This is a genomic window from Actinomadura vinacea (assembly GCF_039532545.1).
GTDB classification, from domain to species: Bacteria; Actinomycetota; Actinomycetes; order Streptosporangiales; family Streptosporangiaceae; genus Spirillospora; species Spirillospora vinacea.
In genome coordinates, this window is the sequence record NZ_BAAARW010000048.1 from 15268 (window position 1) to 38951 (window position 23684).

Annotated in this window: 22 protein-coding genes; 16 read left to right on the plus strand and 6 right to left on the minus strand. The window is 72.5% G+C overall.

Features of this window, described 5'->3' with window-relative positions; all coding sequences use genetic code 11:
- Window positions 1-12 precede the first annotated feature (12 nt).
- On the plus strand, window positions 13-858 hold the full coding sequence (locus ABD340_RS45790) for an SCO6745 family protein (RefSeq protein WP_344598220.1): 846 nt from the start codon (window positions 13-15) through the stop codon (window positions 856-858).
- 6 nt (window positions 859-864) lie between these two features.
- Here the strand turns inward: ABD340_RS45790 and modA are convergent, their stop codons facing one another.
- Window positions 865-1638 (minus strand): molybdate ABC transporter substrate-binding protein, encoded by a 774-nt coding sequence (gene modA / locus ABD340_RS45795; protein ID WP_344598222.1) that lies wholly within the window; start codon window positions 1636-1638, stop codon window positions 865-867.
- A gap of 124 nt (window positions 1639-1762) precedes the next feature.
- Between modA and ABD340_RS45800 the strand changes: the two genes are divergently transcribed.
- Window positions 1763-2452 carry a uracil-DNA glycosylase gene (locus ABD340_RS45800; protein ID WP_344598224.1) on the plus strand — a complete coding sequence of 230 codons (690 nt, stop codon included), beginning with the start codon at window positions 1763-1765 and terminating at the stop codon, window positions 2450-2452.
- A gap of 55 nt (window positions 2453-2507) precedes the next feature.
- Here ABD340_RS45800 and ABD340_RS45805 read toward each other — a convergent pair whose 3' ends face one another.
- From ABD340_RS45805 to ABD340_RS45820, 4 genes are all read right to left on the minus strand, one after another.
- Window positions 2508-3374 (minus strand): 1,4-dihydroxy-2-naphthoate polyprenyltransferase, encoded by an 867-nt coding sequence (locus tag ABD340_RS45805; protein WP_344598225.1) that lies wholly within the window; start codon window positions 3372-3374, stop codon window positions 2508-2510.
- A gap of 34 nt (window positions 3375-3408) precedes the next feature.
- Window positions 3409-5265 (minus strand): MFS transporter, encoded by a 1857-nt coding sequence (locus tag ABD340_RS45810; RefSeq protein WP_344598227.1) that lies wholly within the window; start codon window positions 5263-5265, stop codon window positions 3409-3411.
- A gap of 192 nt (window positions 5266-5457) precedes the next feature.
- Window positions 5458-6012: a GNAT family N-acetyltransferase gene (locus ABD340_RS45815; RefSeq protein WP_344598229.1), complete on the minus strand. Its 555-nt coding sequence runs from the start codon at window positions 6010-6012 to the stop codon at window positions 5458-5460.
- Window positions 6013-6040: 28 nt separating this feature from the next.
- On the minus strand, window positions 6041-6634 hold the full coding sequence (locus ABD340_RS45820) for a CGNR zinc finger domain-containing protein (protein WP_344598230.1): 594 nt from the start codon (window positions 6632-6634) through the stop codon (window positions 6041-6043).
- A 152-nt stretch (window positions 6635-6786) separates the two neighbouring features.
- On the opposite strand from ABD340_RS45820, the gene ABD340_RS45825 reads away from it, so the two are divergent.
- The gene (locus tag ABD340_RS45825) at window positions 6787-7128 is read left to right on the plus strand and encodes a VOC family protein (RefSeq protein WP_344598231.1); all 342 of its coding nucleotides are present in this window, start codon (window positions 6787-6789) and stop codon (window positions 7126-7128) included.
- A 28-nt stretch (window positions 7129-7156) separates the two neighbouring features.
- On the opposite strand, the gene ABD340_RS45830 is transcribed toward ABD340_RS45825, so the two are convergent.
- On the minus strand, window positions 7157-8551 hold the full coding sequence (locus ABD340_RS45830; RefSeq protein ID WP_344598233.1) for an aminotransferase-like domain-containing protein: 1395 nt from the start codon (window positions 8549-8551) through the stop codon (window positions 7157-7159).
- A 16-nt stretch (window positions 8552-8567) separates the two neighbouring features.
- Between ABD340_RS45830 and ABD340_RS45835 the strand changes: the two genes are divergently transcribed.
- From ABD340_RS45835 to ABD340_RS45895, 13 genes are all read left to right on the plus strand, one after another.
- Entirely contained in the window at window positions 8568-9611 is a 1044-nt protein-coding gene (locus ABD340_RS45835) for a DMT family transporter (protein WP_344598235.1), read from the plus strand.
- A 15-nt stretch (window positions 9612-9626) separates the two neighbouring features.
- Complete coding sequence (locus ABD340_RS45840; RefSeq protein ID WP_344598237.1) at window positions 9627-10652, plus strand: hypothetical protein; 1026 nt, start codon at window positions 9627-9629, stop codon at window positions 10650-10652.
- Window positions 10653-10709: 57 nt separating this feature from the next.
- Window positions 10710-11744, plus strand: coding sequence for a glycoside hydrolase family 18 protein (locus tag ABD340_RS45845; RefSeq protein WP_344598239.1), 1035 nt, complete (start codon window positions 10710-10712; stop codon window positions 11742-11744).
- 245 nt (window positions 11745-11989) lie between these two features.
- Entirely contained in the window at window positions 11990-12178 is a 189-nt protein-coding gene (locus ABD340_RS45850; RefSeq protein WP_344598241.1) for a hypothetical protein, read from the plus strand.
- A gap of 556 nt (window positions 12179-12734) precedes the next feature.
- A complete protein-coding gene (gene dapA, locus ABD340_RS45855) occupies window positions 12735-13670 on the plus strand; it encodes a 4-hydroxy-tetrahydrodipicolinate synthase (protein ID WP_344598243.1) in 936 nt (311 codons plus the stop codon).
- Window positions 13667-15352: a ribonuclease J gene (locus ABD340_RS45860; RefSeq protein ID WP_344598245.1), complete on the plus strand. Its 1686-nt coding sequence runs from the start codon at window positions 13667-13669 to the stop codon at window positions 15350-15352. The genes dapA and ABD340_RS45860 overlap by 4 nt, the downstream gene beginning before the upstream one ends.
- 122 nt (window positions 15353-15474) lie before the next feature.
- Window positions 15475-18162, plus strand: a complete 2688-nt coding sequence (locus tag ABD340_RS45865; protein WP_344598246.1) for an FtsK/SpoIIIE family DNA translocase — start codon at window positions 15475-15477, stop codon at window positions 18160-18162.
- A gap of 273 nt (window positions 18163-18435) precedes the next feature.
- Entirely contained in the window at window positions 18436-19203 is a 768-nt protein-coding gene (locus ABD340_RS45870) for a helix-turn-helix domain-containing protein (RefSeq protein WP_344598248.1), read from the plus strand.
- Window positions 19204-19280: 77 nt separating this feature from the next.
- A complete protein-coding gene (rimO, locus tag ABD340_RS45875; RefSeq protein WP_344598250.1) occupies window positions 19281-20681 on the plus strand; it encodes a 30S ribosomal protein S12 methylthiotransferase RimO in 1401 nt (466 codons plus the stop codon).
- Window positions 20678-21259 (plus strand): CDP-diacylglycerol--glycerol-3-phosphate 3-phosphatidyltransferase, encoded by a 582-nt coding sequence (pgsA, locus tag ABD340_RS45880; protein ID WP_344598252.1) that lies wholly within the window; start codon window positions 20678-20680, stop codon window positions 21257-21259. The genes rimO and pgsA overlap by 4 nt, the downstream gene beginning before the upstream one ends.
- A gap of 6 nt (window positions 21260-21265) precedes the next feature.
- Window positions 21266-21778 (plus strand): DUF1990 domain-containing protein, encoded by a 513-nt coding sequence (locus tag ABD340_RS45885; RefSeq protein ID WP_344598254.1) that lies wholly within the window; start codon window positions 21266-21268, stop codon window positions 21776-21778.
- A 60-nt stretch (window positions 21779-21838) separates the two neighbouring features.
- Window positions 21839-23098: a CinA family nicotinamide mononucleotide deamidase-related protein gene (locus ABD340_RS45890; protein WP_344598256.1), complete on the plus strand. Its 1260-nt coding sequence runs from the start codon at window positions 21839-21841 to the stop codon at window positions 23096-23098.
- A gap of 138 nt (window positions 23099-23236) precedes the next feature.
- Window positions 23237-23590 (plus strand): helix-turn-helix domain-containing protein, encoded by a 354-nt coding sequence (locus tag ABD340_RS45895; protein WP_344598258.1) that lies wholly within the window; start codon window positions 23237-23239, stop codon window positions 23588-23590.
- Window positions 23591-23684 lie beyond the last annotated feature (94 nt).

The following is a 23684-nucleotide window of genomic DNA, read 5'->3' on the forward strand; positions in this document are numbered from 1 at the left end:
AGAATGCCCGGCATGGAGGATTCGTACGCGCGGACGCTGTGGACGGCCATCGAGCCGGTGCATGTGGTCACCTACTTCTCGCCCGAGTGCGTGCAGGCGCACAAGGACGTGGGCCTGAAGGGCTACTGGATGGGGTACTTCGGGGGCCGGGCGGCTCCCATGGGGCCGGTCTCGGCCGGTGTGATCGACGCCACGTTCTACGGGTTCGAGCCGGAGCGGGTCCGCAGGGCCGTTCCCGACGCGTGGTCGTTCGCGTCCCCGCGGGACATCCTGCGTACGCGCGAGGCGGCCGCGGTGCAGGCGCTGCGCCGGCTCGCCCCGGCGGTCGACGACATCGCGCCGAAGGCGGCGCCGCTGCTGCGCGAGGTCGTGGAGGCGGCCGAAGGGCCGGGGCGCCCGCTGTTCTGCGCGAACCGGGACCTGCCCGTCCCGGACGACGCCGTCGCGGCCCTCTGGCTGGCCGCGACCGCGCTCCGCGAGCACCGCGGGGAGGGCCACCTGATGATCCTCACGGCGGAGGGCGTGAGCGGGCCCGAGGCCAACGTGCTGTCCGCGGCGGTCGCCGGGGACGGGTTCGACCTGATCCCCCTGAGCCGCGGCTGGACGGCGGAGGATCTGCGCGCGACCGTCGCCAGGCTGGCCGGCCGCGGGCTGCTGAACGCCGACGGCACGGCGACCGAGGAGGGGCGCGCGTTCCGGCGGCGCATCGAGGACCGCACCGACGCGCTGGCCGCGCCGCCGTACCGGGTCCTGGACGATCCCGAAGAGCTGTTCGCCCTCCTGGAGCCGGTCGCGCGCGCCGTGATGGACTCGGGCGAGATCCCCTTCCCGAACCCGATGGGCCTGTCCAGGGACTGACCTGCTTCAGGGCTGGGGCGTGACGAAGCCGTACTTGTTGAACAGCTTGCGGGCGGTGGGAGAGGTCAGCCAGGCGACGAAGGACGCGGTCTCCTTCTCGTGCTCGGTCTCCTTGACCGCCGCCGCGAGGTAGGTGGCGGTGACGTTCTCCAGCGCGGGGATCGGCACGCTGCTCGCGGCGGCGCCCGCCGACCTCAGGTCGGTGATGTAGACCAGCCCGGCGTCGGCCTCGCCGGTGCGGACCCGGTCCAGCACCGCGCGGACGCTGATCTCCTCCGACGACGGCCGCACCGTGATCCCCGCGCCCGCGAAGATCTGCCGGGCGTAGGTTCCGGCCGGGACGGTGGACGCCGCGACGGCGACCCGCAGGCCGGGCCGGGTGAGGTCGCGCAGCCCTTGGACGCGGCGCGGGTTCCCGGGGCCGACCGCGATCGTCATGGAGTTGTGCGCGACGATCCGGCGGCGTCCGGTGAGGTGGCCGTCGGCGCCGTTCATCGTCTTCTCGTCCGCGGTCACCAGCACGTCGCCGCCGGCCGGCTGCGACAGCCGCTCGGCGACCTCCTGCGAGCCGCCGAAGGCGAACCGCACCTGGACGCCGCGGTGCTCCTGCTGGTAGGCGTCCCCCAGTTCGCGCATGACCTCCTGGGTGGACGAGGCCGCCAGGACGGTGAGCGTCGCGCTCCCGGCGCCGCCGCCGCAGCCGACCGCGATCGCGCCGGAGACGAGAAGGATCAGCAGGGCGCATGCGGCGATACGCCGCGGGCGGGGGGTGTCGGGCATATATTCAGATCTTAGGGTCAGGGCCTCTTCGGGTTGTTCTGCTCCGGTGATTCGCCGCGCAGCGTGTCAGAGGCCGCCGCTAGGGTGCCGGTAGCGAACGACACCTTCCCCGGAGGCCTTCTTCATGTCCCTCGACCTCATGGAACTGCTGCCCGGCGACTGGCGGGAGCGGCTCGAGCCGCTCGTCGACCCGCTGGGCGTCGCGGCACTCGGCGCGTTCGTCGCCCAGGAGTACGAGGAGCAGACGGTCTACCCGCCCCGGGAGGACCTGTTCAACGCGTTCCGGCACTGCCCGTTCGACAAGGCCCGCGTGCTCATCCTCGGCCAGGACCCCTACCACGGCCCAGGGCAGGCGCACGGTCTGAGCTTCAGCGTCCGGGACGGCGTCAAGCCGCCGCCCTCGCTGCGGAACATGTACAAGGAGCTGGCCGCCGACCTGGACGTGCCGGTCGCCAAGACCGGCGATCTCACGGCCTGGGCCGACCAGGGCGTGCTGATGCTGAACGCGGTGCTGACGGTGCGGGCGTCCGAGGCCGGTTCGCACGCGGGCAAGGGCTGGGAGGACTTCACCGACGCCGCGATCCGCGCGCTGAACGCCAAGCAGGACCGGGTCGTGTTCGTGCTGTGGGGCGGCTACGCCCGCAAGAAGGCCAAGCTGATCACCGGCGAGCGGCACGTGGTGCACGAGTCGGCGCATCCGAGCCCGCTGAGCGCCAAGAAGTTCTTCGGGACGCGCCCGTTCAGCACCGTCAACAAGGCCCTGGCGGACGCCGGCGAGCCCGAGATCGACTGGACGGTCACGCCCCGCCCCTGACGCCGTCGTCCGCGGCGCCCGGTCGCTCCTCCACGCGGCCGGGCGCGAGCGGCGGTCAGAGGGCCAGGCCGACGGCCAGCAGGGCGCCGTAGGCGAGCTGGAGCCGTCCGGTGCCGCCGAGCACGGGGATGAGCGCGGGCCCGGTCGCGCCCTTCAGCACGGTCTGCGTCGGCGGCACCGACAGCGGCGCGGACAGCAGCGCCAGCAGCGCCCATGGGTGCGGGGCCGCGACGGCCAGCACGATCGTGTACGGCAGCGCGGTGCACGCGGCGTACAGGATCCGGGTCCGGCGGTCGCCTAGCACGACGGCGAGGGTGCGCTTGCCGGTGACCGCGTCGGTGGGGATGTCGCGCAGGTTGTTGGCCACCAGCAGCGCGCAGGCCAGCAGCCCGATCGGCACCGCCGCGGCCCACGCCTCCCACGGGATCCCCTCGACCTGGACGTACACCGTGCCGACCACGGCGACCAGGCCGAAGAAGACGAACACCGAGATCTCGCCGAGCGCCCGGTAGCCGTAGGGGGTCTTGCCGCCGGTGTAGAACCAGGCGGCCAGGATCGCCACCGCGCCGACCAGGATCAGCCACCAGGTGGTCACGGCGGCCAGCACGAGCCCGGCGACGGCGGCGGCGAGGAAGCAGCCGAGGGCGGCGGCCAGCACATGCCGGGGCTTGGCGACCTTGGAGCCGACCAGGCGGAGGGGGCCGACGCGTTCCTCGTCGGTGCCGCGGATGCCGTCGCTGTAGTCGTTGGAGTAGTTGACGCCGACCTGGAGCACGAGGGCGACGAAGGCGGCGAGGAGCGCGCGCCACCACACCGCCTGGCCCTCGCCGGCCGCGACGCCCGTGCCGACGACGACGGGGACGAGGGAGGCGGGCAGGGTGCGGGGCCGCGCTCCGGCGACCCATTGGGAGAGCGTTGCCACTGGTTACCGTTGGTTCTCGTGGGGCGACAGGAAACTAGCCTGCCAATTGTCCCGGATCGCGGGCCGGTCGCGCATTCCGCCCCGGCCTCGCGCCGGACGCGGGGCGCAGTCGCAGGGAGAGGACCAGGCCGAGGGCCAGGATCGCGGCCGTGGCGAGGACGGCCCGCCGGGTCGCCTCAGCCAGGCTCGCGTCGGCCGCCGCGGCCAGCATGCGGGCGCGGTCGTGGCGCCAGGGCGGCTCCGTCGCCGTGCCGCCGGAAGCGTCGGTGGCGATGACGGTGTCGTTCGGCCTGGCGGTGCGGACGAGGTCGGTGCCCCGGGCCACCCCCGTCAGGCTCTTGTCGGCCGCCGCGGCCATGCGGTCGCCGTCGGCGAGCTCGTGCAGGTCCCGGGCGTACGTGCCGGCGCTCTCCCGCAGTTCGCGGGCGATGGCGGCCTGCTGCGCGGCGGGCAGGTCGGTGCCGCGCAGCCGGTCGGCCATGGCGTGGCCGAGGCCGGTGGCGAAGACCGTCCCGATCAGCGCGATGCCCAGCGCGGCGCCGACCTGCCGCGCCGTCGACTGCGTGCCGGACGCCTGCCCCGCCTGCCCGGGCGGGACGTCGGCGAGCGAGACGTTGGTGAGCTGCGCGGAGGTCAGGCCCAGCCCGAAGCCGTACATCAGCATCCAGGGGGCCAGGCCGAAGCCGGTGGTGGTCGCGGTCAGCGTCAGCGCCAGCGCGGTCACGGCCGCCACCTCGAGCGCCATGCCCAGCTGGACGACCCGGTGCGCCCCGTACCGGTTCGCGAGCCTGCCCGCGCCGCCGCCGGACAGGAACGCCCCGGCGGCCAGCGGCAGCAGCGCCACGCTGATCTGCAGCGGCGCGGTCCCGTGCACGCCGAGCAGGAACAGCGGCAGCACGAACACCAGGCCCAGCTCGCCCACGTTGATCAAGGCGGAGGCGAGGTTGCCGTGCCGGAAGTTGGGGATGCGGAAGAGCGTCAGGTCGAGCATGACGGGACGGCCCACGGCGGCACGCGCGCGTTCCACCACGACCAGGGCGGCCAGCAGCACGGCGGCGAGGCCGAGCACGATCGGGACGGGTGACAGCCCGTCCCGCGGCCAGGTGAACGACCCCATCGTGAACGGGCGGGTCGCCGTCCACCAGCCGTAGGACTGGCCCTCGATGAGCCCGCAGACCAGGGCGCCGAGCCCGAGCGCCGAGAGAGCCCCGCCCGGCCAGTCGATCTCGCGCAGCGCGTTCCGGAGGGCGCCGCGCCCCCTGGCCGAGTCCGGCCGGGGGGCGCGGGTCTCGGGCATCAGGACGGCCGCGGCGGCGATCAGCGCCAGGCCGAGCGGCAGGTTGACCCCGAACGCCCAGCGCCAGCCCGCCGAGCTGGCCACCGCGCCGCCGATCAGGGGGCCCAGCGCGGCCATCCCCGCGATCAGCGAGCCCCAGATCCCGAACGCGGCCGCCCGCTCCCGTCCGGTGAACATCGCGTTCACGGTGGACAGCGTGGCGGGCATGAGCATCGCGGCGCCGACGCCCTGCAGGGCACGCGCGCCGATCAGCGCCGACCCGTCCTGCGCGAGCGCGGCGACCACGCTGGCGGCCGCGAAGACCGCGACGCCGGCCAGGAACGCGCGGCGCCGCCCGAACAGGTCGCCGGCGCGCCCGGACGGGATCAGCAGCGCCGCGAACACCAGCGCGTACACCGAGGTCACCCACTCGGCGTCCGAGGTGGTCAGGCCCAGCCCGGACACGATCTGGGGCATCAGGACGCCCACGATGGTGGCGTCCACGACGATCAGCGAGACGCCCAGGCTCATGACGACGAGGGCGAGCCTGCGGCGGCGGGACGCGGGGCCGGGCGCGGGAGCGTTGGACGACGTCGCGGAGGTGGTCACGGACACGGCTTCCAACTTAAGCCCGCCGTTCCGATGCTCTTCACCGACCCTGTACTTATTGCAATCACGGCCCAGGGGCTCGCCTGGCGGCTCGCTCCCTGACCGTGCTTGGGGCGAGCGCGACATCGCTTCGCGATCTGGCCGGTGAGGCTCGCCTCCGGCGTCGCCCCACCGGCCAGGTAGCGCGCTCGCGCGGCCCTAGGGCCCGGGGGCGGCTGTGATGTCGGTGTGCAGGCGGATCTGCCGTACCGGCTCGCCCATGTCCAGGTCGCGGGCGGTGCCGTCGGGCGCCCATCCGGCCGCGCCCAGGAACGCCCGCAGCACCTCGTCCCGCTCGAACGCCCAGGTGATCAGGGTGGTGAAGCCGTCCTCGCGCAGCAGGTCGACGGTCGCGGCCAGCAGCCGGCTGCCGTGCCCGGCGCGGGCGTGCAGGGGGTCGACCAGCAGGGTGATCAGCTCGGCGGTGGCTGCCGGGTCGTGGTCGGGGTCGTTCTCGGCCGGGCCGTGCGCGGCGAAGCCGACGACCAGGTCGGAGGAGACCGCGACCAGCAGCCGGTGCCGCGGGCCCGGCGGGGCGGTGACCGCCTCCGTCCAGCGCTCCCGCCACATGTCCCGGGCCTGCGGGCCGGTCACCTCGGCGAGCACCCCGGCGGGCAGCAGGTCGCGGTACCCCTGCCGCCAGGCGCGCACCTGGATGTCGGCGACGGCGGCGGCGTCCGCGCGGCGGGCGGGCCGTACGCCCACATCGGCCATGGTGTTCCACGTCCTCTCGTTCGGTGGTCTAGCGGGGCGCGGTGCGGGTGCGGCGGCGGGCGCGGTAGGCGCGGGTCTTGGTCCGGTTGCCGCACACCCGCATCGAACACCAGGAGCGGCTGCGGTTCTTGGAGGTGTCGAGGAACGCCCACAGGCAGGTGTCCTCCAGGCAGACCTTGAGCCGGGGCCAGCTGCCGTCGGCGGCCGACTCGGTGACGGCCGCGGCGATCCGCGCCAGGCCGCCGGCGGCGCCGCCGCCGAGGGGGATCAGCGCGGGCGCCCCGTCGGCGAGCGTGAGCCGCAGCGGCAGCCGGCCCAGGGCCCGTTCCAGTTCCTCGGGCAAGGTTGGCGGGGCCAGCGGCGAGGCGGGGTCGCCGGGGCCGTGGTGGGCGAGCATCGCGGTGCGCAGGCCTTCGCGCAGGATGCGGGCCAGGTCGACGTCGGCCTGGTCGGCGTGGACGCGCGGCGATGCCGGCCCGCGCGCGGCGAGCCATTCCGCCAGCCGCGCGGGCGTGTCGATCGCGTCGGTCGCGCACTCCACGTCGAGCGTGTTGACGAAGTCCCGCAGCAGCAGGGCTGCGGTGGACTCGGCCCGGCCGCCGGTGCGCCGCTGCTCGTCCATACGCTCCGTTCCTGCCGTCGGCCGCACTTTACCAGCTACGACACCGGCGTTTACCGATGGACGGTTGCACGTGGTTCGACACCTGCGTACCGTTTTAGGTGGTGTCGCAGCGAGAAGACCAGTCAGGGGTGAGGGCCGGGATGGTGCCGAAGGTGTCGAACGTCGTGATCGACTGCACGGATCTGGACGTCATGATCGCGTTCTGGGGCGGGCTGCTCGGGATGAAGGTGACCGAACGCCAAGACGACTGGGTCGACCTGGAGGCCCTCGGTACGGACGGGCCGCTGCTGGGCTTCCATCTCGTCCCCGAGTCCAAGAGCGGCAAGAACCGGGTGCACCTGGACATCGAGGTGCCCGACGTGCGCGCCGCCGGCGAGCGCGCCCGCGAGCTGGGCGCGACCCCGCACGGCGAGCCGATGGGCGAAAACCCCGCGCGGCCGTTCCAGGTCTGGCTCGACCCGCAGGGCAACGAGTTCTGCTTCGTCACCGCCTAGCGTCCACCACGCCTGGAGGTGGGGCGCCTCACCGCGAGCGGACGACCTCGGCGAGGCGGCGGACCCCCTCGGCCAGCTCCGCCTCGGTGGCCGCCATTCCGTAGCTGACCCGCAGGTACGGGCCGGGCGGCTCGGCCGGGAAGAACGGCCGCCCGGCGCTCACCAGCACCCCGGCGCCCAGCGCGGCGGCCGTCACTTCGACGTCGTCGGTGCCGTCCGGCAGCCGGACCCACAGGTGCGGCCCGCCGTCGGGACGGTCGACCCGCAGCTCCGGCAGTTCGCGGGCGAACGCCGCGCGGGCCGCGTCCCGGCGCGCCCGCAGCGCCGTCCGCACGGCTCTCAGGTGCCGCGCCCAGCCCGGGGAGCTGACCAGTTCGAGCAGCGTCTCCTGCAGCGGCCTGGCCGGGAAGAACCCTTCGACGAGCTGGGTCGCGCGGATCCGTTCGGCGACCGGGCCGCGGGCGATCACCGCGGCCACCCGCATGCTGGGCGCGGTGCCCTTGGTCGGCGAGGCGATGTGCACGACCCGGCCCTCCCGGTCCGCGCCGACCATGGGGGGCGGGACGGGGTCGATGGCGAGGTGGCGGGCGAAGTCGTCCTCGATCACGAACGCGCCGGCCGCGCGGGCCGCCTCGATCACCCGCGCCCGCCGTTCCACCGGGAGCACGGCGCCGGTCGGGTTGTGGAAGGTGGGCTGGAGGTAGACCGCGCGGGCGCCGGTCATGTCGAACGCCTCGGCCAGCAGGTCCGGCCGCAGCCCCGCCTCGTCGGCCGGGACCGGCACCGGATGCAGCCTCCCGGCCCGTGCGATCGCGAGCGCGCCCAGGTAGGTGGGGGACTCGACCAGGAGCGCGGAGCCGGGCGGCAGGAGCGCGCGCAGCACCGTGGTCAGCGACTGCTGCCCGCCGCCGGTGATGAGCACGTCGGCGGGCGCGATCTCACCGCCCGGCGCGGCCGTGCGGGCGAACCAGGCGCGCAGCTCGGGCAGCCCGCCCACCGGGGGCATGGCCCAGGCGTCCGGGCGGCGGGCGGCGCGGGCGGCCGCGGTCGCCAGCGCCCGCAGCGGCTGGAGCGAGGGATGCAGGTACCCGCCGCTGAGCGCGATCGCGCCCTCGGGCGCGGGGGTCAGGAGCCGGGCCACGCCGCCGGCGTCCACCGCGCGGTCGCCGAGCGCCACGGCCTGCCAGCCCAGGTCGGCGGGCCCGGCCGCCGCTCCCGGGGCCGAACCGGGACGTTCGGCGGCGAAGGCGCCGCTGCCCGGCCGCGTGACCACCAGCCCCTCCGCGGCCAGCAGCCCCAGCGCCCGCGCCACCGTGACGGGGCTGACCTGGTAGCGGCGGGTCAGCGCGCGGCTGGACGGGAGCCGCTGCCCGGGGTGCATCCCGTGCAGCTCCGCCCGCAGCCGCTCCGCCAAACTGGCCACACTGCTATCCTGTTGCATGAGCCATAAGGATAGCGCTACTGCACCCGGGTCGATAGCGGTCCAGGCCGCGTCCGAGTCCGATCCAGGGCCCGGTCCCGGGTTCGGTCTGGGCCTCGCAGGGCTCGGCGTGCTGGTCTTCTCGCTGACCTTCCCGGCCACCGCCTTCGGGCTGGAGGGTCTCGACCCGTACCTGATCGGCATCGGACGCTCCGCGGCCGCTACCGTCCTGGCGGTGGTCGCGCTGCTCGCGTTCCGCGGCGGGTCCGGGTCGGCGCGCCGGCCGCGCGGCCGGCAGTGGGGCGCGGTGGCCGTCACCGCCGCCGGGGTGATCTTCGGTTTCCCGGTGCTGTCCACGCTCGCCCTCGAGCACGGCTCCTCCTCCGCGCACGCCGCCGTGGTGGTCGGCCTGCTGCCCGCCACCACGGCGGTGTTCGCGGTGGTCCGGGCGGGCGAGCGGCCCTCGCCCATGTTCTGGCTCGCCGGCGCGGCCGGCGCGGTCCTGGTCACCGGATTCGCCGTGATCCGCGGCGCCGGCCATGTCACCGCCGCGGACCTGCTGCTGTTCGGCGCCCTGCTGTCCGCCGCGGTCGGCTACACCGAGGGCGGCCGGCTGGCCCGCGAGATGCCGGGCTGGCGGGTCATCTCGTGGGCGCTGGTGCTGGTCGCGCCGATCACCGTCCCGGTCACCGGCCGGCTGCTGGCCACGACGGACCCGCAGTGGACGGGCAGGTCCGCGTTCGGTTTCGGGTACGTCGCGCTGCTGTCGGCCTACCTGGGCTTCTTCGCCTGGTACGAGGGGCTGGCCCGAGCCGGGATCGCGCGGGCCAGCCAGGTCCAGCTGAGCCAGCCGCTGCTCACCTTGCTCTGGTCGGGGATCCTCCTGGGCGAGCTGATCGACGGCTTCACCGCGCTGGCCGCCGTGGGCGTGCTGGTCTGCGTCGCCCTGACCCAGCGCGCCCGGGTGGGGAACGTGCGGGTGCAGGCCGTGCCGGACGGTTCGGAGCTTGCGGAATGTGACACGTTCACGCACGATGGGAAGGAAAGCGTCACATCGTCGTGAGCGCAGGGAGCCCGCATGGACGACAAGGTCACCGTTCCCGAGGGCGGGTTCTGGCCCGCGCCGGAGATCCCGCAGCCGAACATCTATCCGATGGAGTGGCGGGTCGAGACCGACAAGCTCGCCGCCATCTACGAGAAGTCCAAGCGGACCGTGTGGAACCCCGCCGACCTGCCCTGGGACGGGATCCGCCCGGAGGACTTCAGCGTGGAGCAGCGGCTCGGGATCATGTACTGGTTCTCGGTGCTGGCCAACTTCGACGCCTCCGGTCCCGCCGTCTTCGCCCGCGCCACGATCCACGCGTTCGAGCAGCACGAGGAGGACCCGGTCCGCAAGTGCTTCTTCTCGATCACGCGGGACGAGATGAACCACGAGGAGTGCTGCCAGCGCACCATCGCGAAGATCTGGCCCGGCGGGCCGCTGGACTGGACGCCCGGCACCGGGCTCGAACACGCCGCGCACAACAACATCAACTGGCTCTACTACAACGGCGGGCGGTACTGGCAGGGATATAACACGGCCGTCCGCAAATACTCGCTGGCCGTTCTGTTCACCAGTTTCATGATGGGCGAGATGGCCGCGTCCACGCTGTTCCGCGGCATGGCGTCCGGAACCCGGCATCCGGTGTTCGGGGAGATGTTCCAGCGCATCGGCCGGGACGAGTCGCGCCATCTGCAGATCTGCATGACGATCCTCGACAAGGAGTGGCCCGGCCTGAACGAGGAGGTCAAGGACCAGATCACCAAGCAGTTGCGTGCGGGGTTCGTCTTCCTGTCGATGATCCTGTGGGAGCCGCCCGAGGGTTTCTGGGACCTGCCGCCCTACTTCATGGCCAATCACCGGGTGCTGATGAACCACGCGCGGGAAGCGGGCCTGGGCGTGCTGTCGTTCGAGGAGCAGGCGGAGAACTGGAGGCAGGCCATCGCCCGCGTACGCGCCATCGTCGAACGCTGGGGCATCGCCTTCCCCGCCATTCCGGAATTGGACATCGCAGGGGTCAAGGTCGATTTCATCGACCCGGAGGACATCATTCCGGTCTTCTGAAGCGGAGCCCTTGGCGCGCCTGGCGCGAGACGTCCGGTTTTCCGGGATCATGGCCCGATGACGTGGATGAGGAGGGGCGTTCGGGTTCTGCGCTGGGCGGGCTGGGCGCTGGCGTACGTGCTGGGCCTGGTGGCGCTCGTGTTCGCCGGCGTGTGGGTGTGGTGGCAGCCCGAGCCCGAGGCGCGCGGCACCGTCGTGAACGCGCTCTGGGCCCGGCACCAGTGGGTGGGGGAGGAGCACACCGAGCAGGAGTACCGCGACCTCGGCCGCCTCCTCCGCGAGAACCGCATCACCGACGTGTTCTTCCACGCGGGCCCGTTCGAGGCCGACGGCACCGTCCCGCCCGCCAAGTACCGCAACGCGGGCAAGCTGATCCAGGCCATGCGGAAGCACGCGCCGGGCGTGCGCGCGCAGGCGTACCTCGGGCAGATCCGGAAGGTGGACGGCTACGGCATCACCGACCTGGACGACCCGGCCGTGCGGGAGCGGGTGCTGCGCACCGACGCGACCTTCCTCGACCTCGGCTTCGACGGGATCCACTACGACTTCGAGCCGATCTACACCGGCGACGCCGCGTTCCTGGAGCTGATGGAGCGGACCAGGGAGCTGACACGGGCGAGGGGCCGGGTGCTGTCGGTGGCCATCGAGCAGCTCACCCTGGTGGACGCGGCGCAGCCGGTCTACCGCGCACTCATCCCGCGCGGCCACGGCCGGTTCCACTACCCGCCGCGGCCGACCAAGAAGTACCTGCGCGATCTCGCCGACAGGGCCGACCAGGTCGCCGTCATGACCTACGACGTGTCGCTGCCGACGCGGTCCCTGGCGGGCCGGCATTTCGCCTGGCACACAGAGCAGACCCTGCGGCTGATCGGCGACCGCACCACGGTCTTCATGGGAATTCCCACCTACCGCCCGATGTTCGATTGGGCGGAGGACCTTCCGGTCGCCCTCAGGGGCGTGCGGAGAGGGCTGGACGCCCTCGACCGGCCACCGGCCCGCCCCTACGGGGTCGGGATTTATGCGGAATGGACGACCATACCCCCGGAATGGGCACTTTATCGGGCTAACTGGCTACCGCGCGGGTCAGCATGATTTGGCCATGACGGCACCCTCCCCGTCACGTTTCCGCTCTCGCGTCCCCGCAGGTCAAAACGCTTGTTGAAGGTGCCCGCCGGGCGGGTAGGCAAGCAGCGGCGAAACCGGCAGGTCCGGACATACCCGTAGAGAGCGGGCAGAGCGAGCGGGCGGGCCGGTCGTGCCGGGCATGAGCGGCCGCCGCCGGGCAGAACCGGCGGGACCGGATAGGACGATGGCACAGGAGTGGGGGAGTGACGCCGATGGGCATCCAGCGGACCGCGTGGTACGAATCCGACCAGCTGACCGAGCTGTCGGCCGAATTCGCCGGGTGGCGGATCGGCCGCGGCGGCTCCGGCCATTGGTGGGCGGTGCGGGGCAACGAACTCGTCCGCACCCCGGACGTGGACGAGCTGCGCGCGCGCCTGTACGAACTCAGCGAGAGGCGGTGACACCCGCCGGCCGCCGGTGACCCCCGAGGACCGGTGACCCGCCGCGGCCCCGAGCCGCGGCCCGGGTGCCCTCCGGAGACGCGTCCGCGACCGGGGACGGGGCGGACGGCCCGCGACCGGCACTTACGGAAGGCCTTTCCGTAAGTCGGTTACGGAAAGTCGCTCCCCGCTGCACGGCCGCTGCGGACGCGTTATCCAACCGAGTCCGGGAAGTAGCCGGACTGACCCCGTAACGAGGCATTTGCGTGCCACGATGTGGAATGAGAAGCCGCCCGCCACGCGTACCCCCGAGCGTGTGGCGGGCGGCTTCTTCTCATTCCGGCCATTCCGGCCGGCCCGCCCGCGGGGTTGCGAATCGCGTGGCGCGTCCGGAATCGCACCCGCCCCGGACGGCCTCGTGGGCATACCGCCCCAAACCCCCACCGATGCCCCGTCCAGTCTCCCGGCTCACGCGCGACTCCGCTGGTCGGCGGCCCGCGTCACGGGTCCGCGACATTGCTCCTTAGTGGGGACCTGTGGGTCCAAGCCGGCCGCCCGGAACGGTACCGTTCGATGCATGGCACCCAGCACAACAAGCGGCGCTCCCTTCGGGAGGATGCTGACCGCGATGGTCACGCCGTTCCGGCCCGACGGCGGGGTCGACTACGACGGCGCCGCGCGCCTGGCGACCTACCTGGTCGACGAGCAGCGCAACGACGGCATCGTCGTCAACGGAACGACCGGAGAGTCGCCGACGACGAGCGACGCCGAGAAAGACCGCCTGCTCCGCACCGTCATCGAGGCGGTGGGTGACCGCGCCGTCGTGGTGGCCGGTGTCGGCACCAACGACACCGCGCACAGCCGCGCCCTGGCCCGGGCGGCCGAAGAGGCCGGCGCGGACGGCACGCTGATCGTCACGCCGTACTACAACAAGCCCCCGCAGGAGGGGCTGCTGCACCACTTCTCCGAGGTGGCCGACGCGGCCGTGCTGCCGGCGATGCTGTACGACATCCCGGGCCGCTCGGGGGTGCCGATCCTCACCGAGACGCTGCTGAAGCTGGGCGAGCATCCGCGCATCGTCGCGGTCAAGGACGCCAAGGGCGACCTGTTCGGCGGCTCCCTGGTCATGGCGGGCACCGATCTGGCCTTCTACTCCGGCGACGACGCGCTCAACCTGCCCTGGCTGTCGGTGGGCGGCTGCGGGTTCGTCAGCGTGGTCGGCCATGTCGTAGGGGCCGATCTCCATGAGATGATCGACGCGTATCTCGCCGGCGACCGGGAACGGGCGCAGCAGATCCATCGCCGCCTGCTGCCCGTGGTCGCGGCGATCATGACCCGTACGCAGGGCGCCATCGCCGTCAAGGCCGCGCTGAACCTGCTGGGGCTGCCGGGCGGCACGGTCCGCGCGCCGCTGGTCGACGCCTCGCTGGAGTTCGCGGCGCGCCTGCGCGAAGACCTCACGATTGGGGGAGTCAAAGTGCCGGAGGTAACCATTCCGGAGGTCGCCCGGTGAGTCATCCTCACCCCGGGCTGTCCGCCCCGCCCGCCCTTCCCGGCAACGGCCTGCGCATCGTTGCGCTGGGCGGCCTCGGGGAGATCGGCCGCAACATGACCGTGTTCGAGTACGGCGGGCGGCTGCTGATCGTCGACTGCGGGGTGCTGTTCCCGGAGACCGAGCAGCCCGGCATCGACCTGATCCTGCCCGACTTCGAGTACATCAGGGACCGGCTCGACGCGGTCGAGGCGGTCATCCTCACGCACGGCCACGAGGACCACATCGGCGCCGTCCCCTACCTGCTGCGCGAGCGGCCCGACATCCCGCTGGTCGGCTCCCGGCTGACGCTGGCGCTGCTGGAGGCCAAGCTCGCCGAGCACCGGATCAGGCCGCGCACGGTGGAGGTCAAGGAGGGCGGCCGGAGCTCGTTCGGCCCGTTCGACTGCGAGTTCCTCTCGGTCAACCACTCCATCCCGGACGCGCTGGCGGTGGCGATCCGCACCCCGGCCGGGCTGGTGCTGGCCACCGGCGACTTCAAGATGGACCAGCTGCCGCTGGACGGCCGGCTGACCGACCTGGCCGGCTTCGGCCGGCTCGGCGCCGAGGGCATCGACCTGCTGATGTCGGACTCCACCAACGCCGAGGTGCCAGGGTTCGTCACCAGCGAGCGCAACATCGGCCCGGTGATCGACGACGTGTTCCGCACCGCGCAGGAGCGGATCATCGTGGCCTGCTTCGCCTCGCACATCCACCGGGTGCAGCAGGTGCTGGACGCCGCCGTGGCCAGCGGCCGCCAGGTCTGCTTCATCGGCCGGTCGATGGTGCGCAACATGGGGGTGGCGCGCGAGCTGGGCTACCTGGACGTCCCCGAGGACATCATGGTCGAGCCCAAGCAGCTCGACGACGTGCGGCCCGACCGCTTGGTCCTGGTGTGCACCGGCTCGCAGGGCGAGCCGATGTCGGCGCTGTCGCGGATGGCCGCCCGCGACCACCAGATCCGCGTCACCGAGCGCGACACGGTCATGCTGGCGTCCTCGATGATCCCGGGGAACGAGACCGCGATCAACCGGGTCATCAACGGCCTCACCCGGTGGGGGGCGCGCGTCGTCCACAAGGGCAACGCGCTGGTGCACGTCTCCGGGCACGCCTCGGCGGGCGAGTTGCTGTACGTCCTCAACATGACCAGGCCGGGCAACTTCATGCCGATCCACGGCGAGTGGCGGCACCTGCGGGCGCACGCCAAGCTGGCCGCGCTCACCGGCGTCCCGGACGAGAACATCGTCATCGCCGAGGACGGCGTGGTGGTCGACCTGGTGGACGGCCAGGCCGCGATCGTCGGCGCGGTCCCGGCCGGGTACGTGTACGTCGACGGGCTGTCGGTCGGCGAGGTCACCGAGACCTCGCTCAAGGACCGCCGGATCCTGGGCGAGGAGGGGTTCGTCTCCATCGTCGTCGGCATCGACTCGACCTCCGGCAAGGTGGTTGCGGGCCCGGAGATCCACGCCCGCGGCGCCGGCATCGTCAACGAGGACTTCCAGGAGGTCATCGAGCGGGTCGAGGCGGTGCTGCGGGACGCGGGCGCCGACGGCGTCAACGACCTGCACCAGATGAACCAAGTGGTGCGGCGCACGGTCGGCAAGTGGGTCAACGACAACTACCGCCGCCGCCCGATGATCATCCCGGTGGTCGTCGAGATCTGATCGCCCGGCCGCCCACCCGCCCCTTACGCACTGTGGTTTCCGGTGCGTGCGGGACGGGTGGGCAACACGCCGGGTGCGGTTATTGACGGGAACGCGCGAGGTCCTTGGTTAGTCTCATAACCATGGCCACACGTGCGTCCGGGGGAGCCAAGGCGTCCTCGCGTACCCGGTCCGGCGCCGGTGCGGCCCGCAAGACCGCGGGCTCGGCCCCCCGCAAGCGCCCCAGCGGCGGTGCGAAGGGCGGCGGAGGCCGCGGCTCCGGGAAGGGACGTCCCCCGCAGAGACCGGATCCGATCCCCCAGCTGTTCGTCGGCTTCTTCAAGCTGCTGTTCAAGCTCTACCACCTGGCCGCGGTGACGGTCGGCTCGGTCTTCCGCGCGTACCGGCGCGGCGCCCAGGGCCTGGACGCCGAGCACCAGCGCGACGGGCTCGGCCTGGCGCTGCTGGGCGGCGCCATCGTGCTGGCCTCGGTGACGTGGTGGCGGCCCGAGGGCGTCGTCACGGTCGCGATCGAGCAGGTGGTGCGGGGCGGCATCGGCGTGCTGGCGATGGCGCTGCCGGTGATGCTGGCCGTGCTGGCCTGGCGGACGCTGCGCCATCCTGAGCACAACGACGACACCGGGCGCATCGTCATCGGGCTGACCGCGCTGGTCGTCGGCGCGCTGGGCATCGTGCACATCGCCGCGGGGATCCCCACCCCGGCCCGCGACATGGCCGGGGTGCGGCGGGCCGGCGGGGTGGTCGGCTGGCTGTCGTCGGCCCCGCTGGAGGCGGGGCTGAGCGGCTGGGTGGCGGTGCCGCTGCTGATCCTGCTGTCGTGCTTCGGGATGCTGGTGATCACCGCGACGCCGATCGCGCGCGTCCCGGAACGGCTCAACGAGCTGTGGTCGGTGGCCACGCTGCAGGGCCGTCCCGGCCGGGCCGTGGAGCGGGACGAGGACGACGGCGAGGCGGGGGAGTCGCCCAAGCCCAAGCGCCGCCGCAAGAGCAAGGCCGCCAAGGACGGCGCGGACGGCGAGCCCGGCGACGGCGAGCTGGAGGTCGGCGAGCACTCCAAGCCGTACGACACGCCCGTCCTGGAGGACGCGCCCAAGAAGGGCAAGGGCGCGCGCGACCTGGCCGACGACCTGTTCGAGCCGGACCCGTTCGGCTCCGCCCCCCCGCCGCCGCCCGAGCCGGAGCCGGACGCGGCCGGGGACGCCGGGGACGTCTTCGAGCCCGAGACGGTGCCCGATCCGGCCGCCTCGTCCGAGCGGCGCACACCCGACCCGACCCCGGCGCCGCGCCGCGTGGAGCAGCTGCCGCTGTCGTCGTCCGGCGAGATCTACGAGCTTCCCGACGCGGCGATGCTGCGTCCGGGCAGCGTCGCCAAGCCGCGCACCAAGGCCAACGACACGGTCGTGAACGCGCTCAGCGGGGTGCTGGAGCAGTTCGACATCGACGCGCAGGTCACCGGGTTCACCCGGGGGCCGACGATCACCCGGTACGAGATCGAGCTGGGACCCGCGGTGAAGGTCGAGAAGGTCACCGCGCTCACCAGGAACATCGCCTACGCGGTGAAGAGCGCCGATGTCCGGATCATCTCCCCGATCCCCGGCAAGTCGGCGATCGGGGTGGAGATCCCCAACGTCGACAAGGACATCGTGAGCCTGGGCGACGTGCTGCGCTCCCCGGCCGCGACCAACGAGCACCACCCGATGATCGTGGGACTGGGCAAGGACGTCGAGGGCCGTACGGTCGTGGCCAACCTGGCCAAGATGCCGCACATCCTGATCGCGGGCGCGACCGGGGCGGGCAAGTCGACCTGCATCAACGGGCTGATCACCTCGGTGCTGATGCGGTCCACCCCGGACGAGGTGCGGATGATCCTGGTCGACCCCAAGCGGGTCGAGCTCACGATGTACCAGGGCATTCCCCATCTGATCACTCCGATCATCACCAATCCGAAGAAGGCCGCCGAGGCGCTGGACTGGGTGGTCGGCGAGATGGACCGCCGGTACGACGACCTGGCGGCCTCCGGATTCCGGCACATCGACGATTTCAACAAGGCGGTGCGCGCCGGGAAGCTGACCGCTCCGCCCGGCAGCGAGCGCGTTTACCAGCCCTACCCGTACATGCTGGTGATCGTGGACGAGCTGGCCGACCTGATGATGGTCGCGCCGCGCGACGTGGAGGACTCGGTCGTCCGGATCACCCAGCTCGCGCGGGCCGCCGGGATCCATCTGGTGCTGGCCACGCAGCGGCCGAGCGTGGACGTGGTGACCGGGCTGATCAAGGCGAACGTGCCGTCCCGGCTGGCGTTCGCGACCTCCTCGCTGGCCGACAGCCGGGTCATCCTCGACCAGCCGGGCGCGGAGAAGCTGGTGGGGCAGGGCGACGCGCTGTTCCTGCCGATGGGCGCCAGCAAGCCGATGCGGCTCCAGAACGCCTACGTCGCGGAGAAGGAGATCCACGGTGTCGTCGACCACTGCAAGGCGCAGATGGAGGCGGTGTACCGCGAGGACGTCACCGACGTCGCCGGTCCGAAGAAGGAGATCGACGAGGAGATCGGCGACGACATGGACCTGCTGGTGCAGGCGATCGAGCTGGTCGTCAGCACGCAGTTCGGGTCGACGTCGATGCTGCAGCGCAAGCTGCGGGTCGGGTTCGCCAAGGCCGGACGGCTGATGGACCTGATGGAGAGCCGCGACATCGTGGGTCCCAGCGAGGGGTCCAAGGCACGGGACGTGCTCGCCAAACCCGACGATCTGCCCGGCGTGCTCGCCGAGCTGCGCGGTGGAGGCGGCGCGGGCGGGGACGCCCCCGGATGAACGCGGCCGCCGTTCCCAGGTCGGGGCACCCAGACGTTTTCCTCGATTTCCGGACGCGTTCCCGGTCAGGCCGATTCCCGGCGTACCTTCCAGGCGATCTTGAGGCCGTTCCGCGATGATCTCGTAACGGGGTTCTCGCCGTCCTGGCGGAATGATGCGAAATCTTGCCCTGTTTCGAACGTGTTGCCGCTCGCTGAGTGGGCATTGCGGTTCCTAGACTGGTGTCGCTGGAGTGTGGGGTTTCGGTCATGGTGCGCTCTAAGGAGGCCCGGCGTGAGCATCGGTGAGACCTTGGCGAGGGAGCGCGAGCAAGCCGGTCTCACCCTGACTCAGGTGAGTCTGCAGACCCGGATCCGAGAATCGGTGATCCGGGCGATGGAACAGGACGACTTCAGCGGCTGCGGCGGGAACTTCTACGCCCGCGGGCACATCCGGTCGGTCTCCCGCGTGATCGGGATCGATCCCGAGCCGCTCGTCCGCGAGTACGACGACGCGCACGGCGGCGCCCCGATGCCGCTGTCGGCGGTGGCCGCGTTCGAGCCGGAGCGGGCGGTGGTGTTCCGCGAGCGCCGCTCCCCGAACTGGAGCGCGGCGATGGCGCTCGCGCTGGCCCTGGTGGTGATCTACGGGGTCGTCCAGGTGGTCGGCACCGGCGGCGACCGTGAGCGGCGCACCGCCCGGCAGGTCGCCGGCACGCCGGCCGCGCCCGGCCGCGCCCCGGCGTCCCCGACGCCGACCGCGGCGCCGCCGAAGGCCAACGACCCGGTCGCGGTCGCGCCCCGCAAGAACGTCAAGATCCAGGTCAAAGGAGTCCGCTCTACCTGGGTGAACGTGCGCGGCGACAAGGGCCGTCAGCTGTACAGCGGCATGATCCGGGCCGGCCAGACCCGGCGCTGGACCGATCCGAAGAAGATCAGCATCCTGATCGGCAACGGCGGCGGGCTGCGGCTGGTGGTGAACGGCGAGGACCTCGGCACCCCCGGTGAGGGCGGCGGCGTCTACCGCATGAGCTTCACCCCGGACGACCCCGACGAGGCGTGAGCCCGACGCGGGACCGGCCCCCGGTGAGAGACGGGTACCGGTCGGCGTAGGGCACGGAGACCATTACCGTTAGGGGCATGTCCACTCGCCGTACGGTCTCCCTCGTCACGCTCGGTTGTGCCCGCAACGAGGTCGACTCCGAAGAGCTCGCCGCCCGGGTGGAGGAGGCGGGCTGGGGCCTGACCGACTCCGCCGACGACGCCGACGTGGTCGTGGTGAACACCTGCGGGTTCATCGACGCGGCCAAGAAGGACTCCATCGACACGCTGCTGGCCGCGCACGACTCCGGCGCCAAGGTGGTCGCGGCGGGCTGCCTGGCCGAGCGGTACGGCGCGCAGCTGGCCGCCGAGCTGCCCGAGGCCGACGTGGTGCTGAGCTTCGACGACTACGCCGGGATCGGGGAGCGGCTCGACGACGTCATGGCGGGCCGCAAGCGGGCCGCGCACGAGCCGCGCGACCGCCGCAAGCTCCTGCCGATCAGCCCGGTGGAGCGGTCGGCGGCCCAGGTCGCGATTCCTGGACACGGCGAGCTTCCGGACGGCGTCGCCCCCGCGTCCGGCCCCCGGGTGCTGCGGCGGCGGCTGGGCGGCGGCCCTGTCGCGCCGCTGAAGCTGGCCTCCGGCTGCGACCGGCGCTGCACGTTCTGCGCCATCCCGGCCTTCCGCGGCGCGTACGTGTCGCGCCCGCCCGCGGAGGTGCTGGCGGAGGCGGGCTGGCTGGCCGAACACGACGTGCGCGAGCTGGTGCTGGTCAGCGAGAACTCCACCTCCTACGGCAAGGACCTGGGCGACCTGCGCGCCCTTGAGACGCTCCTGCCGCGGCTGGCCGCGGTGGAGGGGATCGAGCGGGTGCGGGCCAGCTACCTGCAGCCCGCCGAGCTGCGTCCCGGGCTGATCGAGGTGCTGGCCGGCACCCCGGGCGTCGCGCCGTACTTCGACCTGTCGTTCCAGCACGCCAGCGGCCCGGTGCTGCGCTCGATGCGCCGGTTCGGCGACCGGGAGCGGTTCCTGGAGCTGCTGGACCGCGTCCGCGACCTGGCGCCCGAGGCGGGGGTGCGGTCCAACTTCATCGTCGGCTTCCCCGGCGAGTCGGAGGACGACCTGGAGGAGCTGATGGCCTTCCTGACCGACGCCCGGCTGGACGCCATCGGCGTCTTCGGATACTCCGACGAGGACGGCACCGAGGCCGCGTCCCTGGCGGGCAAACTCGACCCGGCCGAGGTCGCCGCGCGGGTGGAGGAGGTGACCGTGCTGGCCGAGGAGCTCACCGCGCAGCGCGCCGAGGACCGGATCGGCACCGAGATCCACGTGCTGCTGGAGGAGAAGGCCGCCGACGGGATCGAGGGCCGGGCCGCGCACCAGGCCCCCGAGGTCGACGGCACGGTTCTGGTCCGCGGCGACGGCCTGCCCTTGGGCGAGATCGTCGCGGCGCGCGTCGTCGCGTCCGACGGCGTCGATCTCGTGGCGGACGTGACATGACCGCCGGCGCCGCGGGCACCGCGGACTCGACCCCGCCGCAGGCCGGGCTGTGGAACATCGCCAACGTGCTGACGCTGGCCCGGATCGCGCTGGTCCCGCTGCTGGTCTGGCTGCTCTTCCTGGAAGGCGACGGCGCGCGGCTGGCCGCGTTCGCGGTCTTCGCCATCGCCTCCATCACCGACAAGATCGACGGCGATCTGGCGCGCAAGCGCAACATCGTCACCGACTTCGGCAAGATCGCCGATCCGATCGCGGACAAGGCGCTGACCGGCGCCGCACTGATCAGCCTGTCGATGCTTGGCGAACTGTGGTGGTGGGTGACGATCACCATCCTGGTCCGCGAGATCGGGATCACCGTGCTGCGGTTCGTGGTGATCCGGTACGGGGTCATCCCGGCCAGCAAGGGCGGCAAGCTCAAGACGATGCTGCAGGTCATCGCGATCGGCCTGTTCATCCTGCCGGGCCCGTTCGACCCGGTCCGCTGGGCGGCGATGGCGGCGGCGATGGCGGTCACCGTGGTCACGGGCGTCGACTACGTCGTCCAGGCGTGGCGGCTGCGCCACGAGGCCCGCTCCTAAGGGCGGATGCCCGTGCACGAATTCACCTATGACGAAGTCGGCGCGACGCGGAACGCCGACATCCCGTCCGGCTACCGCTGGCTGCGGGTGCGCACCGAGCTGGGCTCGGGGCCCGAGGTCATGCGGAACGCGGCGGACGCGCTGATGGAGTTCTGGATGCACCGGGCCCTGCCGGCGAAGGTCACCGCGTCCGCGCCGCGCGCGGCCGCCGGCGTCGCCGTCGAGCTCCGCCTCGGCGCGGGGCCGCTGCGTGTGTCGGCGCCCTGCCGCGTGGTGTGGGCGGAGGACGGCGATCGCCGCGCCGGCTGGGCGTACGGGACGCTGCCCGGCCATCCCGCGTCCGGCGAGGAGGCGTTCGTGGTGCACATGGACGACTCGGGGGACGTATGGCTCACCGTCACCGCGTTCAGCCGCCCAGTGAGCCGTGTGATGCGCCTGGCGGGCCCGCTGGCGCCGATCTTCCAGCGAGCCTACGCCCGCCGCTGCGGAGCCGTGCTGAGCCGTCTGGCGCGCCCCTGAGCCCTACTGCGGCACCGGCTTGCCGTACATTCGGACCTTCCGTCACGCGAGGAGGACGCGATGCGCGTCGAACTGGTCACCATCGGGGACGAGTTGCTTCTGGGCGACACGGTCAACGGGAACGCGGCCTGGATCGGCCGGCGGCTGGCCGAGCACGGCCTGGAGGTCACCCGCAGCGTCGTCGTGGGAGACGAGCTGGACGTGATCATCGAGGCCGTGACCGAGGCACTGGCACGCGCCGACGCCGTCATCACCACCGGCGGCCTCGGCCCCACCTACGACGACCTGACCCGGGACGCACTGGCCAAGGCTGCCGGGGCCGCGCTCGTCCGCGATCCCGGACTCGAGCGGCGGCTGCGGGAGCGGGTCGCGGCGGCCGGGCGCGAGCTGCAGCCGATGGCGCTGCGCATGGCCGACGTCCCGGACGGCGCCGGGATCCTGGTCAACTCCGCGGGCAGCGCCGCCGGGCTGCGGGTCGAGCTGGAGGGCGGCGCGGTCTACGCGCTGCCGGGCGTCCCGTTCGAGATGCGGACCATGATCGACGAGGTGGTGCTGCCGGAGCTGGCCGGGGAGCACCGGGTGGCGCGCCGAACACTGCGCACCGCGCTGCTCTGGGAGTCGGTGGTGGCCACCCGGCTGGCCCCGGTCGAGGCGATGGACGGGATCAAGCTGGCCTACCTGCCCGACTCGCCCGAGGTGCGGATCCGGATCAGCGCGACCGGCCCGGACGTCGAGGCCCGGCTGGCGGAGGCCGAGCGGCAGGCCCGGGAACTGCTCGGCGACGCGGTGTACGGCACGGGGGAGGAGACCCTCGACCGCGTCGTGCACGGGCTCCTGGCGGAACGGTCCGCGACGGTCGCCGCCGCCGAGTCGCTGACCGGCGGCCTGATCGGTGCGGAGCTGACCAGGATGCCGGGATCGTCGGCGACCTTCGCCGGGGGAATCGTCGCGTACGCCACGGCGTTGAAAGAACAGTTGCTGGGCGTCCCGGCGGACCTGCTGGAGGCGCACGGAGCCGTCCACCCGGACGTCGCGGCGGCGATGGCCGTCGGGGTGCGGGAGAGGCTTGGAGCGACGTACGGGGTCGCCGTGACAGGTGTGGCGGGACCGGACGCGCAGGACGGGCGACCCGTCGGAACGATTTTTGTCGGAGTGGCCTCACCCGGCGGTGAACCCAGAGTGGCGAGCCCATCGCTCCCGGTTTCCGGCACGAGCCCCGAGAACCGCGCCGTGATCCGCAGGATGACCGTCGCGCACGCCCTTGAGCAGCTACGACGCGTGATTCTCGGGCTCGGCACGGGCCCGGCGCAGAAGGAGTGAGCACGACGTTCGGGAAGAGTTCCCCTGATTACAGCGTTACGTTTCCAGCGAACACGAAATCCACGGTCTGCCACGGTCACCTCTGGGCCGGGTACGGTGGAACCCAAGATGGTCCGAACTGAGGGAGGGAGCGAGACGATGGTCCTGCTTCGCCAGCTGCTCGGTGATGTACTGCGGCAGCTGCGGCTGCGCCAGGGACGCACCCTCCGTGAGGTGTCCGCGGCGGCACGGGTCTCCCTGGGCTATCTCTCCGAGGTCGAGCGAGGGCAGAAAGAGGCGTCCTCCGAACTGCTGTCCTCGATCTGCAAAGCCCTGGGAGTGCCGCTCTCGCACGTGCTGCGTGAAGTCGCCGACCAGCTCGCGCTGGCCGAGCTTCAGCACGAGCCGGTCATGGCCGGCGCGCCCGAGCACGAGCGCATCACCACCGAAAGCATTCCAGCCACACCAGAGGGAATCGCCGACGAGTTCCGCGCGGACATGGTAGCGGCCTGAGGGGCCGGGATTGGGGGAGGTGTGTCCGCGGAGAGCGCGGACCGATGCCCCTCCGTCATGTCGCCCAGGGGGGCGACCCCCTGGAACCCCCGTG

Bases quoted from the DNA above. Each gene is read 5' to 3' on its own strand.
- ABD340_RS45790 (WP_344598220.1), top strand. From the start codon at position 13: ATGGAGGATTCGTACGCGCGGACGCTGTGGACGGCCATCGAGCCGGTG.
- modA (WP_344598222.1), bottom strand. From the start codon at position 1,638: ATGCCCGACACCCCCCGCCCGCGGCGTATCGCCGCATGCGCCCTGCTG.
- ABD340_RS45800 (WP_344598224.1), top strand. From the start codon at position 1,763: ATGTCCCTCGACCTCATGGAACTGCTGCCCGGCGACTGGCGGGAGCGG.
- ABD340_RS45815 (WP_344598229.1), bottom strand. From the start codon at position 6,012: ATGGCCGATGTGGGCGTACGGCCCGCCCGCCGCGCGGACGCCGCCGCC.
- ABD340_RS45820 (WP_344598230.1), bottom strand. From the start codon at position 6,634: ATGGACGAGCAGCGGCGCACCGGCGGCCGGGCCGAGTCCACCGCAGCC.
- ABD340_RS45835 (WP_344598235.1), top strand. From the start codon at position 8,568: ATGAGCCATAAGGATAGCGCTACTGCACCCGGGTCGATAGCGGTCCAG.
- ABD340_RS45840 (WP_344598237.1), top strand. From the start codon at position 9,627: ATGGACGACAAGGTCACCGTTCCCGAGGGCGGGTTCTGGCCCGCGCCG.
- ABD340_RS45845 (WP_344598239.1), top strand. From the start codon at position 10,710: ATGACGTGGATGAGGAGGGGCGTTCGGGTTCTGCGCTGGGCGGGCTGG.
- ABD340_RS45850 (WP_344598241.1), top strand. From the start codon at position 11,990: ATGGGCATCCAGCGGACCGCGTGGTACGAATCCGACCAGCTGACCGAG.
- dapA (WP_344598243.1), top strand. From the start codon at position 12,735: ATGGCACCCAGCACAACAAGCGGCGCTCCCTTCGGGAGGATGCTGACC.
- ABD340_RS45865 (WP_344598246.1), top strand. From the start codon at position 15,475: ATGGCCACACGTGCGTCCGGGGGAGCCAAGGCGTCCTCGCGTACCCGG.
- rimO (WP_344598250.1), top strand. From the start codon at position 19,281: ATGTCCACTCGCCGTACGGTCTCCCTCGTCACGCTCGGTTGTGCCCGC.
- pgsA (WP_344598252.1), top strand. From the start codon at position 20,678: ATGACCGCCGGCGCCGCGGGCACCGCGGACTCGACCCCGCCGCAGGCC.
- ABD340_RS45885 (WP_344598254.1), top strand. From the start codon at position 21,266: ATGCCCGTGCACGAATTCACCTATGACGAAGTCGGCGCGACGCGGAAC.
- ABD340_RS45890 (WP_344598256.1), top strand. From the start codon at position 21,839: ATGCGCGTCGAACTGGTCACCATCGGGGACGAGTTGCTTCTGGGCGAC.
- ABD340_RS45895 (WP_344598258.1), top strand. From the start codon at position 23,237: ATGGTCCTGCTTCGCCAGCTGCTCGGTGATGTACTGCGGCAGCTGCGG.